General features: G+C 37.3%; 11 protein-coding genes. 7 read left to right on the forward strand and 4 right to left on the reverse strand.

Annotated features, from left to right (window positions below; translation table 11 throughout):
* Nucleotides 1-3 precede the first annotated feature (3 nt).
* Nucleotides 4-486: a GNAT family N-acetyltransferase gene (locus AAHF87_RS01310; protein WP_342146468.1), complete on the forward strand. Its 483-nt coding sequence runs from the start codon at nt 4-6 to the stop codon at nt 484-486.
* On the opposite strand, the gene AAHF87_RS01315 is transcribed toward AAHF87_RS01310, so the two are convergent.
* Nucleotides 473-2,053, reverse strand: a complete 1,581-nt coding sequence (locus AAHF87_RS01315) for an ABC-F family ATP-binding cassette domain-containing protein (RefSeq protein ID WP_342146470.1) — start codon at nt 2,051-2,053, stop codon at nt 473-475. The two genes, AAHF87_RS01310 and AAHF87_RS01315, sit on opposite strands and share 14 nt — an antisense overlap.
* A 174-nt stretch (nt 2,054-2,227) precedes the next feature.
* Here AAHF87_RS01315 and AAHF87_RS01320 point away from each other — a divergent pair, with 174 nt between their 5' ends.
* The 3 genes from AAHF87_RS01320 to AAHF87_RS01330 all read left to right on the forward strand — a co-directional run bounded on the left by AAHF87_RS01320 (nt 2,228) and on the right by AAHF87_RS01330 (nt 6,523).
* On the forward strand, nt 2,228-2,923 hold the full coding sequence (locus AAHF87_RS01320; RefSeq protein ID WP_342146471.1) for a hypothetical protein: 696 nt from the start codon (nt 2,228-2,230) through the stop codon (nt 2,921-2,923).
* Nucleotides 2,924-3,245: 322 nt separating this feature from the next.
* Nucleotides 3,246-5,297, forward strand: a complete 2,052-nt coding sequence (locus AAHF87_RS01325; protein WP_342146473.1) for a hypothetical protein — start codon at nt 3,246-3,248, stop codon at nt 5,295-5,297.
* A 125-nt stretch (nt 5,298-5,422) separates the two neighbouring features.
* Nucleotides 5,423-6,523, forward strand: a complete 1,101-nt coding sequence (locus tag AAHF87_RS01330; protein WP_342146475.1) for an ankyrin repeat domain-containing protein — start codon at nt 5,423-5,425, stop codon at nt 6,521-6,523.
* A 237-nt stretch (nt 6,524-6,760) separates the two neighbouring features.
* Here AAHF87_RS01330 and AAHF87_RS01335 read toward each other — a convergent pair whose 3' ends face one another.
* On the reverse strand, nt 6,761-10,567 hold the full coding sequence (locus tag AAHF87_RS01335) for a hypothetical protein (protein ID WP_342146477.1): 3,807 nt from the start codon (nt 10,565-10,567) through the stop codon (nt 6,761-6,763).
* A 150-nt stretch (nt 10,568-10,717) separates the two neighbouring features.
* A complete protein-coding gene (locus AAHF87_RS01340; RefSeq protein ID WP_342146479.1) occupies nt 10,718-10,927 on the reverse strand; it encodes a hypothetical protein in 210 nt (69 codons plus the stop codon).
* A gap of 365 nt (nt 10,928-11,292) precedes the next feature.
* On the opposite strand from AAHF87_RS01340, the gene AAHF87_RS01345 reads away from it, so the two are divergent.
* The 3 genes from AAHF87_RS01345 (at nt 11,293) to mutM (ending at nt 14,435) form a co-directional block, all read left to right on the forward strand.
* Entirely contained in the window at nt 11,293-12,912 is a 1,620-nt protein-coding gene (locus AAHF87_RS01345) for an anthrax toxin-like adenylyl cyclase domain-containing protein (protein ID WP_342146480.1), read from the forward strand.
* Between the two features lie 47 nt (nt 12,913-12,959).
* Nucleotides 12,960-13,550 carry a hypothetical protein gene (locus AAHF87_RS01350; RefSeq protein ID WP_342146482.1) on the forward strand — a complete coding sequence of 197 codons (591 nt, stop codon included), beginning with the start codon at nt 12,960-12,962 and terminating at the stop codon, nt 13,548-13,550.
* A 69-nt stretch (nt 13,551-13,619) separates the two neighbouring features.
* A complete protein-coding gene (mutM, locus tag AAHF87_RS01355) occupies nt 13,620-14,435 on the forward strand; it encodes a bifunctional DNA-formamidopyrimidine glycosylase/DNA-(apurinic or apyrimidinic site) lyase (RefSeq protein WP_342146483.1) in 816 nt (271 codons plus the stop codon).
* A gap of 27 nt (nt 14,436-14,462) precedes the next feature.
* Here the strand turns inward: mutM and AAHF87_RS01360 are convergent, their stop codons facing one another.
* Nucleotides 14,463-16,730 (reverse strand): hypothetical protein, encoded by a 2,268-nt coding sequence (locus AAHF87_RS01360; protein ID WP_342146485.1) that lies wholly within the window; start codon nt 16,728-16,730, stop codon nt 14,463-14,465.
* Nucleotides 16,731-16,735: the final 5 nt, after the last annotated feature.

Genomic DNA, 16,735 nt, shown 5'->3' on the forward strand with positions numbered 1-16,735 from the left:
AAAATGACTCACACTCAATTTGACTCAACAAAAAAGTTTACGATACGTCCGGCATTAGCCGATGATCTTCCTATTATTGGCGATTTATGGCTGAAGGGGAGTTTTGAGGCACATCCTTTTGTTGCAGCGACTTATTGGCAGGAACAACTACGTACGATGTTAAATGATTATTTACCGATTTGTGAATGTTGGGTATTGGAAGTCGATCATGAAGTACTTGGATTTAGCGCTTTGCATGCCGATGAATTATCGGCCTTATTTGTTCGCTCTGACAAACAAGGCCAAGGTTATGGTGTTGCTTTGCTTAATCATGCCAAACAATTAAGACCTGCACTTTGGATGGCTGTCTATGAACAAAACCAGCGTACCTTGTTATTTTATCAACAACATGGCTTCAGGAAAGAAAAACGCCGACGTTGTGAAAACACCCAAGTATGGGAATGGGTAATGCGAAGAGAGAATAAAAATGCGATTAAGCTAAATTAATCGCATCTAATCGTTTAACATCTTGTAACTTCTTTTCATGTGAAATGAATAAAATGCGATCCGCTATTTTATTGATGAAATGTCGATCGTGGCTCACGAAGAGTAATGTGCCAGGATAATTGCGTAAGGCACTCGCCAGCGCTTCAGTTGCTTCAATATCGAGATGGTTGGTGGGTTCATCCAGGATTAAGACATTCGCCGATTCTAATACCATTTTTGCCAATAATAAGCGGGCCGCTTCACCGCCGCTTAAGGCTAAAATATCTTTGAGAACATCTTCTTTATTAAACAAGACTTGCGCTAGGGTTTTACGTATCGATTGCTCACTGATGCCAGTGGAATATTGTTCTAACCAGGCTAAAACGGTTGCATGTTTATTCAGTAAATCATGATGGTCCTGTGAAAAATAACTGGTATGCGTTTCATAACCCCACTCAACACTGCCTTGGTCAGATGGAATTGTGTTGAGTAATATTTTAATTAAGGTTGATTTACCAATACCATTTTCACCCATAATCGCTACTTTTTCGCCACGCTTTATCTCGAAGTTCAGCTGCTGGAAAAGTTTTTTCTCTTGAAAGTTTTTCGCTAATGCTTTAACGCGTAGCACCCATTTTCCAGAAGGGCGTATCGATTTGAATTGAAATGTTGGGGATAATCGCGAAGATTGTTTAATATCTGGAATTTCCATTTTGGCGATCATTTTCACACGTGATTGGGCCATTTTCGCTCGGTTAGCACTGGCGCGAAATCTATCCACAAAACTTTGCATGCTCGCTATTTTAAGTTCTACACTACGTTTTTCTTGGAGTTTTTGCTCAATAATTAATTGTTTTTCCGCAAGAAATTTTTCATAGTTGCCGCTATATTGGCGTATTTCACCGTAATCGACATCCAGGATCTGATCCGCCAAGCGATTGATGAATTCGACATCGTGCGAGATAAACAGTAACAAACCTGAAAATTCATTTTTTAAATATTTTTCCAACCAGACGATGGAGATAAAATCCAAATGATTAGTCGGCTCATCCAATAATAAAATGTCAGGCTCTTGAAACAAGGCTTGTGCCAGCAAAACTCGCAATTTAAAGCCGCCCGATAGCGTGCTTAACGGTTTTTCGTGGTATGCAAGTTGTATTCCTAAACCCATTAATAATTTGGCGGCTAAAGCATGAGCGCTATAACCATTCAAACGCGCAATTTCTTCTTCGAGCTTACCTAAACGATTGATGTTTTTTGGGTTATGCAGATCACTGTGTAGCAATTTATCTTTTTCTTGCATGGCTTGCCATAAGGCAGGTTTGCCTTGTAACACGATATCGATAATCAGTGTATTCTCGTAGCGAAATTGATCTTGTTTCAACCATCCCACACTGGCGGTTTTAGGAATGGATAGTGTACCGGCGATGGGTTGCTCTGCGCCGGTAAGTAATTTTAAAAAAGTAGATTTACCCGCGCCATTCGCACCGACTAAGGCATAACGACTGTGTGACGATAAAATGAGATTAACGTCATAAAATAGCAGTTTTTCGCCATACGCCATGCTGAGTTGATTAATCGATATCATACTTTATTGCTCAAAAATTTAATTTTTGCCGATAGTATACGGGTCTTACTGAAAAGGCGAATTTTCTGTGCGTAAGCCTTTAAAAATGTCAGTCTTATGACCCTATACGCACGACTAATAATCGATCAATAATAGGCTCGCAGTTTGGATTATCTTTATTTATAAGGATTTAACATGAATGCAGTAGGAAATCAGGATTATGCTTTACCGATAAGATATAGGGAAGGGTGCAAGCGTATCGGTATCTTTTCTCTCCTTTCCTCCGATAGTGCTACCGCCACGCATTTTAAGCTAAGTATAAAATTATCACTCGTATCTGAACATTATAATTTTGAATTGATTGAAAATAGTTTAGAGATACTGCAAAGATCAAACGATGATTTGAGTGATTATGATCAACAAAGATTATTTAATCTTCTGATCAACTATCTATGCAAAATACAAGAACAACAAAGCCTTTATTTTTATATGGCTTATGCCAGCTTAGGCTCCATCTTCACGGGTTGGGTGATAATGGCAGCAATACCCAATCTAAGTATTATTTTGGGCGGAGCATTATTAAGTATATTATTGATTATCGGTGTTGAGATGCTGATTGCTATCAGTATCGGTATATTAGTGGGCTATTTTTTATATAAAAACATTAATCATAAAGTTCAATTGCAATTGGAAAACAAATTATTAGATGCCTTTATTATTTATAAGGATTATTTAGATACGATTGATTCTTTCATCCAACCCACTACCACTCAAGCAAATAAGCAGGTGACACAATTTTTTACTCTCCAAAATCGTAGACGCATTTGTTCAGCTGAGAATGTTGAACAAATTAATTTTATAAAGCCGATAATTTCTGTTAATCCTGCATAAAAAATCTAAACACCATGATTATATTTTTTAAAAAACAGATTGGAATCATCAAAAAGTTATGCTAGATTAATTTCTAAATAAGCTACGATCGTATACAGTCAATTCGCATTAAATAAAAATATTAGTTTTATAAACAAATATTTTTAAACTAAATAACATTAATTAATATAGGGAAATTATTTCACCCATTAATCGTCTAAATTAGTTTCAGCCTAAAACTTATTGCCTTATATTTTAAGCTGAAAATTATTTTAAACGCTAAAATTAAAAAACAAAAAACCTCTCAATAAAATATAAAAAAAATCTTAAAAAGGAGATGGATATGCAATTATCAATTAACGGTGAGGACACAGAACTCGAGAATTCCCTCCTTATTAATATAGAGGAAGACAATAATGCATTAAATGCGGTTATTAAATATTACCTGGACGGGGAAGGGCATAGTCGCTTAGCCGATGAAGTATTTAAACAATCCGGCTTAGCTGTTATCGCTTTTTTTGGTGTAATATTCTATTACGTTCCTGCGAAAGCGTATGCCGAATCTATTTGCGCTGATCCAACCTATAAGGACATCCCTTGTAATTTTATTCTTATAAATCATTTGACAGGTACGATGTTGGTAGCAGTGGGGATATTAATATCGGCAACGAATGCATTTTTTGATCGGCAAAAGGCAGAATTCATTCCAATTAAGTTAAAGGATTATTTAAAATATCCTTTAAGTGTCAAGCAAAAACTAGCAGAAAATACAGTGACCTTCGCAGGTTCGTTTATTGCTTCTATCCCTTTTATGATAATCACTTGTGTTAACCCAATACCCGGTTTACCTAAGATGTTAATCATTTCCCAAGCCTTTATTGTGGGGGTAACGAATACCTTATTACATTTATTACCCTTCAAGTTGGCGTTAAAAAATTCGTTATATCGCGCACCTTTTTTACCTTTAGAATTTATTTATCACGTAATATCTAATGCGCTACAAACCGAAGAAAAAAAACAAGAAAAAAAATTAGAAGCGCAAATAAATTTACCTTTTCAAAGGATTAAGCAACGCTTGATTGATCATTTAGCTCTAGGACAAAGGCTGTTAAGTATTTATGGCTTTAGCTTTGCAGGGTGTAGTTATAGTAATGAAGTAAAAAATGACATTCGCGACATTAAAGAAACAGAGCAGGCACCCTTAGAATTATTAACCAAACTACTCGATCGTTTACATGTGATGTCGTTGAATCGAACTATTTCTTCATCCGGCAGCATCAATAACTTTTTTAGAAAAGCAGTTTATATACCAGGTGCATCTTGGGTGATATTAGCTTGTGCGGGGTTTTGGGGTGGTACCTATAACGAAATGACTGAATTGACTGGCAATCCAGTATCCGGCGCGGTCATTTCAGCGCCTTCTATTTATTGTTTAGGTGTGTTATTAGCATTTTTTGGCGGAAATGCTTTACAAAATAGTTATGATTATTTGACTGCATGGAAAGATGATACGGTTAAAGTCCCTATGGCTTTTAAACTTTATCCAAAAACATCGGTCTTATTGATTATGATATCGATGTATTTATCGGCTTTTTCTTATGCCGCAGGGGCGCAATTAATTAATGATAATTTTAATGATAAATTGGAATTTTTGCGTCCTTATTTACTCGATTTAGCTAAAACCGGTTTAACTTTTTTAGGCTTTAATGCCATTATGGATTTCTTTAGTCATGTGCTCAGTAAATTTGCACAATATGGCGGCGCTGAAGACACACAAACAGTGGCTAGACTTTATGAAGCGTTAAGCCAAATGCAAGATAGTATCCAACTGATACAACACCCATTATTATTAGATTCCTTAGCGCAAGCATCAACCGATCAGTTAAAAAATATTTTGAATATTAAAGACAAACACGATCTGGAAAATTTTGGTGTAACACTTATTCAACTGACAGATAGCTTTAAAATAAAAATACGTAAAGAAGCAGCATCCCTGGAAAATATCGATGAAAGCCTATTAAAACTATTAGGTAAATTAGAGGACAAAAATTATAGCCTCGAGCATATCGAAGCATTGATAAATTATTTAGATACAGAACCGGAATTAATTTTATCTTTTAGCTTGAAAGAAGTTTGTCAGGAATATAAGGCGGTTTGTGAAATTATACAAAAGCTAGATATTGTAAACTTAATGAAAGAGCGTGATGCTAATCTAATAAATGACGCTGAGTTAGCGGGACCTTCTTCAGAAACGACGCGTTTGCTCCCTCCAAGAGCTTTAGGAGGCTCGATTCAAAGTAGATTTTTTCATCCACCGCGACCCTTTGATTATTATGATGGTAGAGGTTCGAGTCTTTCACCGGCCTTTTCAAGCTCGAATAACGTAGGTGTATAGCAGACATTTTATGGGAACAATTGCCTGTGATTGATGCGTATTAGATGAAGTTGTTGATAGATTTTTGAACATTAGAACTCAATCGATCCTGAATCCACGTATATAAATAATTTAGGGAATAAAATATGTTAGAGAATAACTCGCACGATGAGGAGCTTTTACTACGTAAACACGCCGCAAAAGGGGAGTTTGAAAAAGTTCAAGAAATTTTAGATGGAAATAGGAATAATGGAAGTTCAAGGTTTAATATAGATAGTCAAAGTTCTAACGGAAATACAGCCTTGCATTGGGCTTGTTTTAAGGCAGTGGAAATATATAAAGGTAATTCTGCAGATTATAGTAAAACTATTCAGCTGTTAATCCAATATGGCGCGAACTATCTTTCTGTAAACAAAATAAAAAAAAAGCCGTGTGATTTATTTAGAGAAAGTGATGAATATTTAAACTCTCTTCATGCAGGCTTAATCAAAGAAGGTTCCTGCTATTTTAGTTTAATGCATTCTATATTAAAAAAAGAATGCCAAAAAATTACTTTACCCTCGGAACTTGAGGGTGAATCAGCAATAGCAACGGGTTTATATTCAATTATAGATGGATTAAAACTGATTGAGTTTTTTCCAAAAAAAGAACACGAAGATAGTTTTACAATTCTTAGTTTGGCTTGTGGTATCTCTAATGAGATCCTACCTTTAATCCTCTATTTTCAACATCATAATAAGAAAATTAATTATATTGGCATAGATAATAACAACGCTATAATTGAAGACAACAGAGCTAGGTATAAAGCGTATGAAAATGTGAGATTCTTTTGTGCGGATGCCTCTAATTCCAGTGAAATGAGCGTAATTATACCGTCGCACGCTATTGATTTTGGGATAATGCGTAATGGAGATTTCACCGAGAGCAACGGTAGACAGCATATATTTTGCCAAATAGTAAATCAGGTATTTCCAAAGCTAATTAAACCTGACTGCCCTATATTAATGACATTTCAAACTGAATATGAACTGAATATATGCAATATAAAGACTCAGCTCAATCATAATTTTAGAAAATTTAGAAAAGGTAATTTTTTTGATAATGGTAAAAGATGTTCTTTCTCTACTCAACGTGGCAATGAAAGTATCCTGACTTATCCCGATAGGTATAGTTTTATTTTAAATTTAGATCCGGAGCCGGCTAATCAAAATCAATTAAGTCATAGCATGCAAAAGTTACGCATGTAGTGAAACAAGGTTACTTGCTTCATTGTTTATTTTATCCCTGAATTAGAAAATTAATGGCTGAAATTTTTAAAAAAGGGCTGCATATGATCTGAATGCGCGTAAAAGAGGCTTCTATATATCCGATAACTTTTATTATCGGATGTTGCATAACGAATCAAAAAAACTTAACAAGTTGCTCTTATAACTTGAATTCAAGTCCGGTGCATTCAGATCCTATCAGCCTATCAGTCAAAACGATTAACAAACAACAAATATTCCATTTAAGGTGCAAACCGTCGTCTCGCCGGTAACTACGTTACCCAATCCTATTACCGAGCTAGGATTTCCAACAACCGTGATGTGGGAAAAGTCATTAAACTCAATTGAAGCATTCACTGTGGTTAGTGCTCCTACCGCTTGCGTGTTGTTATTAGCACTCACAAATAAATCGACCATGGTATTGGTTACTAGACTATTCCCTTGAGCGTCGATTCCAATAGGGGTTCCATTCCCTGATTGCATGACTATGATTGAGCTGTTGGTGATGGGTCCAATACTATTATTAAACGCTTCCACACCGAAGGTAAAACCAGTGTTTCCCACAACAGAAATTGAGCTTCCATTATTGATAATCGTTTCTGAATCGCCTTGTAGTATAACCCCTGACGTATTACCGCCACCTGTCACGTTAACGTTGCTCGCATTGAGATTAATCTGACTGTTGTCACTAGGAAAAAGGTTAAGCCCCGCCGCAGCAAAATTGCTATTTTCTGTATTAACTTTCAATGTACTATTCGTTATATTAACAGTACCTGTACCTATACCAGGACCATATAGGAAACCTGTTGAATTATTACCTCCGGTCACATTCACCATACTTCCTGTCAGGTTTATCCCTCCGCTTCCCAAATAATCTATTCCAAAGGCATTCGTTCCTGAAAAAATATTGATAGAACTGTTGTTAACCGTCATCAGTGTCGAGGATGAATCCATAATGCCCGTGGAATTATCACCTCCTACCAGAGTAATACGGCTTCCATTCGATATATTGACAATGCCCGCACTCCCTAAATTATTCAATCCAAATAAACCTGCCCCACCGGTAATTTCGACTGAGCTATTATCTATTGTCATTGTACCAACCGATGAGTTAACAATACCGGTGGAATTATTACCGCCTGTAACACTCACCACACTTCCACTAGAAAGGCTCGTGCTGCCATTGCCAGAATTGTTCAGTCCTATCGTATTATCTCCACCTGTGACATTAACCGCACTACCACCCACCGTCACTGTGCTGGCACTACCGGTAAGAATATTGATCCCCGTCCCTCCGGTTGCACTACCTAGGTTCAGTGTTACCGGACTACCGGCCAGATTCACCACACCAGTACTACCACCTTCAGCCACTACACCACTCGAATTATTAGCGCCCGTCACATTAATAAGAGTGCCCCCCAAACTGATTCCAGCACTTCCCAAATAATCGATGCCAATGGTGCTGGTTTCACCCGTTACATTCACGGAACTGCCTGTTATCGTCATCGGGGAGGAAGATGAATCCACAATGCCCTTGGAATTATTGGCGCCTGTAAGGGTAATCGTACTTTGATTAGTAATACTCATGGTTGCGTTACCTGCATTATTCACTCCTGTCGTATTATCTCCACCCGTCACCTTAATCTGACTAGCATGCACCGTCACTGTGCTAGCACTACCCATAGCAATATTGATTCCCGTCCCTCCTGTTGCACTACCTACATTTACCGTCACCGGACTACTGGTCAGATTCACCGCACCGCTGCTGCTTGCTTCAACGAGCACTCCACTCGAATTCGTAGCGCCGGTCACATTAATCGAACTCCCCTGTAAACTGATTCCACCACTTCCCAAATAATCGATGCCAATGGTGCTCGTTCCTCCCGTTATATTCACTGAACTGTCTGCTATCGTCAGCCCAGAGGAAAATGAATTCACAATCCCCGTGGAATTATTGCCGCCTGTAACGTTCACTACACTGCCATTGGAAATGTTAGTAGTTCCATTACCTAAATTATTCAGTCCATTGGTAGCGGTTCCACCCGTTACATTTACTGAACTGCTCTCTATAGTCAATGCAGAGGAAGATGAATTCAGAATACCCATGGAATTATTGCCGCCCATAACGGTCATTACACTCCCATTAGCAAGGTTAGTGGTTCCATTGCCTAAATTATTCAGTCCTATCGTACTGGTTCCACCTGTTACTCTAATCGGACTCGCATTCAGCGTCACATTGCTAGCACTCCCCGAAACAATATTGATCCCCGTACCACCGGTTGCACTGCCCGTATTGACCGTCACTGGACTACGGGTCAGATTTACCGCACCGCTGCTGCCAGCATCAACCTGCACACCACTCGAATTATTAGCGCCCGTCACATTAATCGAAGCGTTCTGTAAACTGAGTCCGTCGCTACCTAAATAATCGATTCCTATCGTACTGGCTCCTCCTGTTACATTGACTGAACTAGCTTCGACTAAGGTAGGATTACTACTTGCCGATCGTATGCCAATAGAATTATCCCCTCCATTCACAGTCACCACACTGCCACCCAATAAGCCTGTAAAACTGCTGCCTATAGAATTTATGCCTATGCCGGGGTTCGCCCCTGCATCTACTTCTACCCTACTCGCGGTTATACCAGTAAACGCATCGTCTTGATTTTGTATGCCGATGGAAGATGCAAAAATATCACTATTGCTGATATCCGTTAGACTACTACCTGAAGTCAGCAGGCCGGTTGCAAAAGGCGCTGCGCTACTTCCAATTTGCGTACCGATAATTTGGTTAATTCCTGCTAAAACGCTTATTCCTGGCCCGGTTGCGGTACTCGTCGTCGGTTGTAAACTAATACTGCTCACCGAATTATCGCCTGCTAAAATTAGCCCGCCTACGAGCGTCGCTGGCGCCTGACCTATCGAAGTTATCGATTGGCCGGTTCTCACAATAACCGGATTGCTCCCGCCCGGGACATCCGTCGCTGCAAAAGCACCGTCTTCAAAAGCGAACAGCGTACTGGGAAGTAAACTGTTTAAAGTGGTTGTCCCCTGATTGGTGAAATCAATCGGGCCGCAGGGATTCTCAAATGTGCAATTCGCTAAGGTTAAGCCTAGCCCACCATTGTTAGGCGCACCGCTTTGATTGAAGAAAGCAATGTTATTTTGATATAAATGGAAGGTGTTAAGTATGGGTTGCTCCTTTAAGCGACTGGGAATAGCAGAACCTCGACCTAGATCAGCCAAATAACGCCCTATCGGATCGGTCATACGCTCTTCTAATGTGGGATTGATACGTGTGGTGTGCGTACCACCTAATTCAACACCGATACCAAAAGCCGCAGTACTATGACGTAAACTATCGTAGGTATAGCTTGCAAAGACTTTAATATTATTATCTAACCAATATTCCAAACCCGCTGCGCCACCCCAGATATTATTGGTTTGTGCAGGATTAAAGAAATAACTACCCACATACGCTTTGATTGGAGACTGGGGGAATAGTTGACCACCGACACTGATATCCCCGCCCGCACCCGCGTATTGAGACAGGTTATTAAGATCAGAAAACAGCGAATGCCCCGTAAAAAAGAAATTTTTGGGGAAAATGGATACCGTTGTGTGACGATCCCCCATGGGGAAATACGCATTCAAATGCGCATCCCAACGCGATCCTAAGGCTTCTATACCCGGATTAGCCACCCATAAACGCGCATTATTATCAATGTGGGTATAGCCACTAAATAAATAGACACCGAAGATAGCGGCATCCTTTTTTATCCAACGGTAGCCTAGACCTAAATCTGCGTAGCCTTGGTTATCGGTTCCGTAAGCAACGTTAGGGTCTAGATAAAAATTATGTTGCGGGTCCCCTGCCATCGGCCACATCAAATCCGCCGCGCCGACCGTGTAATCACTGGCATAAGCGGTGGCGGATAGCCGCGGCGGCAAAGCAGCAGTGGCGGTTCCTGAATTCGTCAAGCTAAATGCGATGGTTAACGCTAGCAATCGCTTATAACTGCTCATGGATTTCCTATCAAAAAATTTAGTCTTTCAGCTTTGAAGTTTAGCAACTGAAAAAAAAAATAATAGGAAATCGCTATAACGCTCAATTAAAACGCATCAACATACGTTTTTATAGCTAATTTTTCAGACATTGCTTCGTGGCGAGCAAACTTATAATCTCATTAATCCACGCAGTAGGGCTTGATGTTCATAATAGTTAACATCAAAGCTTCTTATTGCTTTACGTAAACTTCTATCTTCTAAAAAACCTAGCAGCGGACCGAAAGTCCCCATGAGATGGTTGGTTTGTTTAATTACTTTATGCATTCTGTTACTCGCTTCGCACGGTTTAAGCTCTTCAGGTTTTAATAAAAAATTCATATAACAACGTGTGCCCTCACTCTCTGTGTTTTTTTAATATAAGCATTAAATTGATACCAATACATTTGTTGTGCTTGTTGAAAATTATTAATTTCTGGTTTTTTTAATGGATAAGTGAGCTCCTTATTCACCACGTTATTTTTTATACATAGAATTTCATTAAATGATGCAAAGACTTCCTTACATTGTATTTTATAATTTTTGAATTGATTTTCTGTGAAATAAATTTCTTCTGGCTAGTTTCTCTTGTTATAAATTTAGTTTTTTAATTAATTAAAATTGTTTAATTAAGTGTTAATAATATTAATTTATACTAAAGTTAAATAAAAAGAAAAATATAAAAAATCTTCTTAAAGGAGTTTAATATGCCTTTTTCTTTAGGTATCTTTCAAAATAATTCTTCCGAATTAAACAATGTTTTTCATCATAAGAATCAAGGTATTCCTAAAAAAGATTTGCTAGTTTTTGAAAAATATGCTGATGATCAAGATGTGATTTTGCTATTTCGGCCAGTAGAACCGCTGACCAAAACTTTTCATGAAGCTAGCCAATATCCTACTAAAAATTTTAAAATTAAAGGTAAATCTGCTTCGTGGGGATTATGGATAGGATTTATTTCTATTAATCAACACTTCAGTAAATTGGTGGGTGCGAATGATGATGTCATTGAAAAAGCTAATAAAGAAGTTCAAGATTGCATTCAGAAACATAACGCGCAATCGACACATTTAAGAATAACTGAACAACGTTTTCAAGAGTTAATAAAAAAAGCAATTATATTTCCTCAAGCGAAAAAAGAAGGCGAATATTTAGTTATTTACTGCCCTCACCCTCATGCCCATGAACATGCTAGTAAATTTGAATTAAGTTACGCTAAAAAAGTAAATGCTGAATCAGGAATAGAATATGAAATCTACACCTCTGAAAAAAAACCTTTCTATGTTTTAGCTGACACAGATCTAAAAAAACCGCTTATTGCAGATTATGATTTATTAGCTATTTTTCATCCTTGGAAAAATTACTCACAAGATAATATCCGACTCAACCCACACATTACCCCTGCAAATCGCTTGCGAAAATTGTCTCCTAAAGCGAAAAGACGTTCAAACGATAATCCACAAGCTTTTTTTGATCGAGAAGATAAAGAGCTTGGAAATGTTGCGCCTATAACAAAAACACACATTGATGGATTAAATATAGCCCTAAATAAAGGTAAATATTTAAACCGTATTCATCATAATGATGATGCAGGATCTCCAATGAGTAACCCAGAAGCTAACTATCCTATCACCACAATCATTCCTCCGATGGAAGGTTTTGATTCCACGATATTCATGATTGAAAACACTGAGCAGTTTGTAAATTTCATTAATAAACTAAATGCGATTGGATATTACCGGATTGAGGTTAACCCCCTATGGGAGCTGCCGATTAAATGGGCGGCGATTAGAAATTATTTCTTTCATAAAGTCCAAATAGCTTATTGCAAAGCTATAGGCCCAGAAAATTTTGATAAGACTTTGATGGAAATGTTTAAATCTATCGATTTATCTGATACCACTTTTGTAAAGGAATTAACCAATTTATTTAGAATAATGACACAAGCAAATTTTGAAAATATTGTTCTATTTGAAAGATATTTTGATATTATTCAATCGAGTCTATTTGTGAATTCAACGTTGGTCGTTAAATTAAGCCGTTCTTTAGAAATCCTACTAAAATATAAGGCTTTATCCAGCGAAAATATTGATCGATTAATCACAATGAGTAATACGTTAAGAAATGATGTTCAAAATTTTTATGAAATATTAACTATATTAGATATTTTTCCGAACAAAGATGCTAATATTATACAGAACTATTTTGAATTAGTTGAAAACAATATTTATGATAACAAACTAAACATAGAGAAATTTAAAAATGATTTAGGGGAATTTAAAAATAGTCTAGAAACTGAGATTCATAGGGTAACCTTAAAATGTTAGGATAGATTTAGTAAGAATAATAGTAAATAAAATATGGGAAAGGCCTTATGCCAACAGAAAAATCATGTCGTGATTCACTTTTTGGTTTGCTAAAGGCCACTGCGCCTTTGTCGGATACCGACAAGCATTTAATTAGGAAGGAATTAAAAAATACGTCGCAATTAATAGCCTATTTTTTATGGAGATCTACTTCGATATCGACCGATAAAATTGAAACAATATTCAATAACTTAATTGATCTAGATGCCTTTGATAAAATTACGCTTAACCAGACCTTTAGCCAAAAATTTTTAGATAGGCAACAGGTCTATTCAGTTAGTTATTTATTGCTTTCCAGTGCCGAAGGCAGGAAGATCTTAAATGAAAACCAGTCCTTATGTGATCTTATCGGTGAAAATTTATCGGAGAATCTTCTTAAGCAATTTGTGCACAAAGACACACATGAAGGGACTTTATATTATCTATTAACATCTGAAGTGGGTAATAAAATACTGAGTGAATACTCAAGTTTAAGAGATAAAATAGATCCCAGCGTATTAGCAAAACAAATTGTTGATGGCCCTGAAAAAGGAGTTTCTTTTGGGGATTTATATAAGCGTATATTTCCTGATCCGCCGGAGAAAAAGTTTTCTACGTAAATTATCAAAAATTAGTTAGTCAGCCTTAAATTTGCTAGTATTCTCTAAAATAATATTAGCCATCATCCTATGCCAGAATTACCCGAAGTTGAAACCACGTTACGAGGCATACAATCCTCGATACAAGATGAAATTATACAAAAATTTCTAATCCGTAGACCTAATTTACGTTGGCCTATTCCTAAAAAAGATCTACACCAATTAGTTGGATTTGCAATTACTAAGATTAGCCGGCGCGGCAAATATCTGCTATTAAGTACTACTCAAGGACATATACTCATCCATCTCGGCATGTCTGGACGGCTGCGTATCTTAGATAAGTTTATCGAAGCGGATAAACATGATCATGTGGATATCGTCTTTAATAATGGCACCCTACTCCGCTTTACTGACGCGCGCCGTTTTGGTGCATTACTTTTCATAGAAGATGATCCTAAACAACATTTATTACTGAAAAATTTAGGTGTCGAGCCACTCAATCGTGAATTCTCTGCGCGGTATTTAATACAGCAATTAGTTAATAAACAGTTACCGATAAAATCGGCGATTATGGATCAACGCATCGTCGTCGGTGTGGGTAATATTTATGCAATCGAAGCGTTGTTTAAGTCTGGAATTAATCCCTTAAGAGCAGCGAAAACAATTTCACTCTGCGAGTTAAAACTATTGGTTAAAGCGATTAAAGCTATTTTACGTTTAGCGATTAAACAAGGCGGTAGTACTTTAAAAGATTTTTTAAACAGTGATGGCAAACCGGGTTATTTTACGCAACAATTAAATGTATACAGCCGCGCTGGACTCCCCTGTGTAAGCTGTCAAACAACCTTACAACTGATACGTATCGGCCAACGTAGCAGTGTGTATTGCCAACAATGTCAATGTTAATACAGAAAAATCATAACATTAACGCCATTATTTGAATCTAGCACTGGGTTTTAATTCTGCAGCCTTAGCCCCCTCAGCCGGTGTTGTAAGAAGCACTGATTTAAAATGATGCGAAGAGCTAGAACCATAGCTATTTGAATAATTGGCCGCCGGTCGACTAATATTTTCTAGCATACTTCCATCTTCTGAGTGAGTTGAGGGAGTTGGACTTTTAGGCTCCTGTGGATAACTATTATTATTTACAGAGGGTGCGAGTGGCTTTAATGTTTGTCCCGAATCAGAATGACTGGTTGCTGCAGATGCTTCGCCGCTTTCAGCGTGGTTATTAAAAAGTAATGTTATCTTGCTAGCAAGTGCATCTGTTGCTTGTCTTCTTTGCTGCCTTTTCATATCTGTTTCAGACATGTTCCCACTAAAAGAATTAATTATGCAAGCTATCATTCCAAAAAGCGACACAGGAGAACCATCGTAAACCAATATTCCGTTACCAGCGGCATTGACAGTTAGCGCTGGGAAATCATTAGCAGAAGCAGAAGGTCTAATGATGGCATTCTTTAGCTTATTAATGGATAAACCAATAAAAGCCATTTGTGCAATATAAGCCACCACTCCGGTAACGATAGCACCGGTTATTCCAATAAACACCGATAAATCTACGCCTGCAAAATAGCGAAAGTAACCTAAACCGAAAAATCCAACAGGAAGTAGTAATAACAGAATGACTAAACCGACTATTTCATGTGTTTTTAAATTCTTTAAGTTCTTAAACCATTCTAAGCAATTCTTATAGGTATACTGGCACAGCGCTATGAAACCGAGGTTTAAGGCAGCCACTTTTTTTAAAGCCTCTAAAGAAGCTGTCATTACTGCGACAGTCAAGGCGGTGCCAACGGCTGCCGCTAAAACAACAGCAATAATCACCGGCAATGGTGGCCAGATTATTGCTAGTACCGGTAATAGCAGGGCAAGCTTCACAAATAAGCTTGAAATAGTGATATAAGTTAACGCCGTAGTTCCGGCCCCTACTGTTAGCGAAGCAAATATTATTAAAGGTGTTAACAGATATTTGTAAGTTGCAGAAAATTGCTTACGCTTATCATGAATATCAATATATTCACTGATACCCCCTTTTTTTACTAAGCTAAGGAGAAAGTCAGGAAAATTTTTTGAAAAAAATCCAAAATTAGCGGTAAAACCAAAAAAGCCAGTCAGTCCGCCTAAGCAAATAGCACTCACTAGCAAACCTAAGCCAGGAGCCAGTAAAAGACCTAATGAAAAAATAGCACCGCCCATGGCTAAGCCGCACACTAATGCTATAGCAATGCCGGTGAAACTACGATTAAAGGTAAGTCCAACTAAGAGAGTCAATATTCCTAAGGAAATAGCGAATGCCAGCAAACCAGGTCCCAGTAAATAAATAGCGCCACCGGTTGTGAGGCCACAGGCTAAGGATGCAATGAAAGCCAGCAAGATACCGGCATATTTAAGAAATTTTTTCTTTTTATTCGGTGTTAAAAAAGATGAAATTGCGAGTCCGATCTTTTCAATTTTTTGTTTTTGAGTATTTTCGTTGTTATCTAAAGAAAACCCAGGATCTATGGTTTTCTCATATCGATAAGATTTAAACTTATCCATTCTATATAGATGAATGAAAATAAAACTGATTAATTGTTCTTTGCTCTCTGATGCTATAAAGGCATTAGTACTGTTTTTCAATGCAAAATCTTTAGGATAATTATTTAAAATTTCTTCTCGTTGAATAAATTCATTAGCTTGCCGGCAAAGAATAAAAGCCATCGCTTGTAGAGCGATATTAATAGCATGTCGATCATCTTTATCTACAGGTCCTTTGAATTTATTTTTCTGATATTCGTGCGTAGATAAAGCTGTTTGTTCTATTCCAGGTTCTTGGGTAAAATTTACATTTTCTGGTGTTTTAGATTGTATTTTTTCAGAGGGTTTTTCTTTCCATATCATTAAAAAAATGGCTAACTCAGCTAGTTGATTTTTAAGATAGTTTATCGGCTCTGGCACGGATTGAATATGTTCTTCAGGTATATTAAGTTCATAAATTTTATCGGCTAAAAACGCTTTAAATTTATCATTCGAAGTAAATTTATTTTTTTGAGTGATTTCATCTTTTTCTTGCAAAAGTTTAGCATGCCAAGCCTGCTTAATTGGCCGACCCATTCGACGTAAATTACTGAGAATTTTGTTATAATCTTTACTTTCCAAAGCTCGGTTTAATTTATCAAATGCATCTAAAACTTTTGGATCTATTGAATCTAATGGCATATAAG

Origin of the sequence: Rickettsiella endosymbiont of Aleochara curtula (assembly GCF_964030935.1) — a bacterium.
Taxonomy (GTDB): Bacteria; Pseudomonadota; Gammaproteobacteria; order Diplorickettsiales; family Diplorickettsiaceae; genus Aquirickettsiella.

Bases quoted from the DNA above. Each gene is read 5' to 3' on its own strand.
- AAHF87_RS01345 (WP_342146480.1), top strand. From the start codon at position 11,293: ATGCCTTTTTCTTTAGGTATCTTTCAAAATAATTCTTCCGAATTAAAC.
- mutM (WP_342146483.1), top strand. From the start codon at position 13,620: ATGCCAGAATTACCCGAAGTTGAAACCACGTTACGAGGCATACAATCC.
- AAHF87_RS01350 (WP_342146482.1), top strand. From the start codon at position 12,960: ATGCCAACAGAAAAATCATGTCGTGATTCACTTTTTGGTTTGCTAAAG.
- AAHF87_RS01330 (WP_342146475.1), top strand. From the start codon at position 5,423: ATGTTAGAGAATAACTCGCACGATGAGGAGCTTTTACTACGTAAACAC.
- AAHF87_RS01360 (WP_342146485.1), bottom strand. From the start codon at position 16,730: ATGCCATTAGATTCAATAGATCCAAAAGTTTTAGATGCATTTGATAAA.
- AAHF87_RS01310 (WP_342146468.1), top strand. From the start codon at position 4: ATGACTCACACTCAATTTGACTCAACAAAAAAGTTTACGATACGTCCG.
- AAHF87_RS01335 (WP_342146477.1), bottom strand. From the start codon at position 10,567: ATGAGCAGTTATAAGCGATTGCTAGCGTTAACCATCGCATTTAGCTTG.
- AAHF87_RS01315 (WP_342146470.1), bottom strand. From the start codon at position 2,053: ATGATATCGATTAATCAACTCAGCATGGCGTATGGCGAAAAACTGCTA.
- AAHF87_RS01340 (WP_342146479.1), bottom strand. From the start codon at position 10,927: ATGAATTTTTTATTAAAACCTGAAGAGCTTAAACCGTGCGAAGCGAGT.
- AAHF87_RS01320 (WP_342146471.1), top strand. From the start codon at position 2,228: ATGAATGCAGTAGGAAATCAGGATTATGCTTTACCGATAAGATATAGG.
- AAHF87_RS01325 (WP_342146473.1), top strand. From the start codon at position 3,246: ATGCAATTATCAATTAACGGTGAGGACACAGAACTCGAGAATTCCCTC.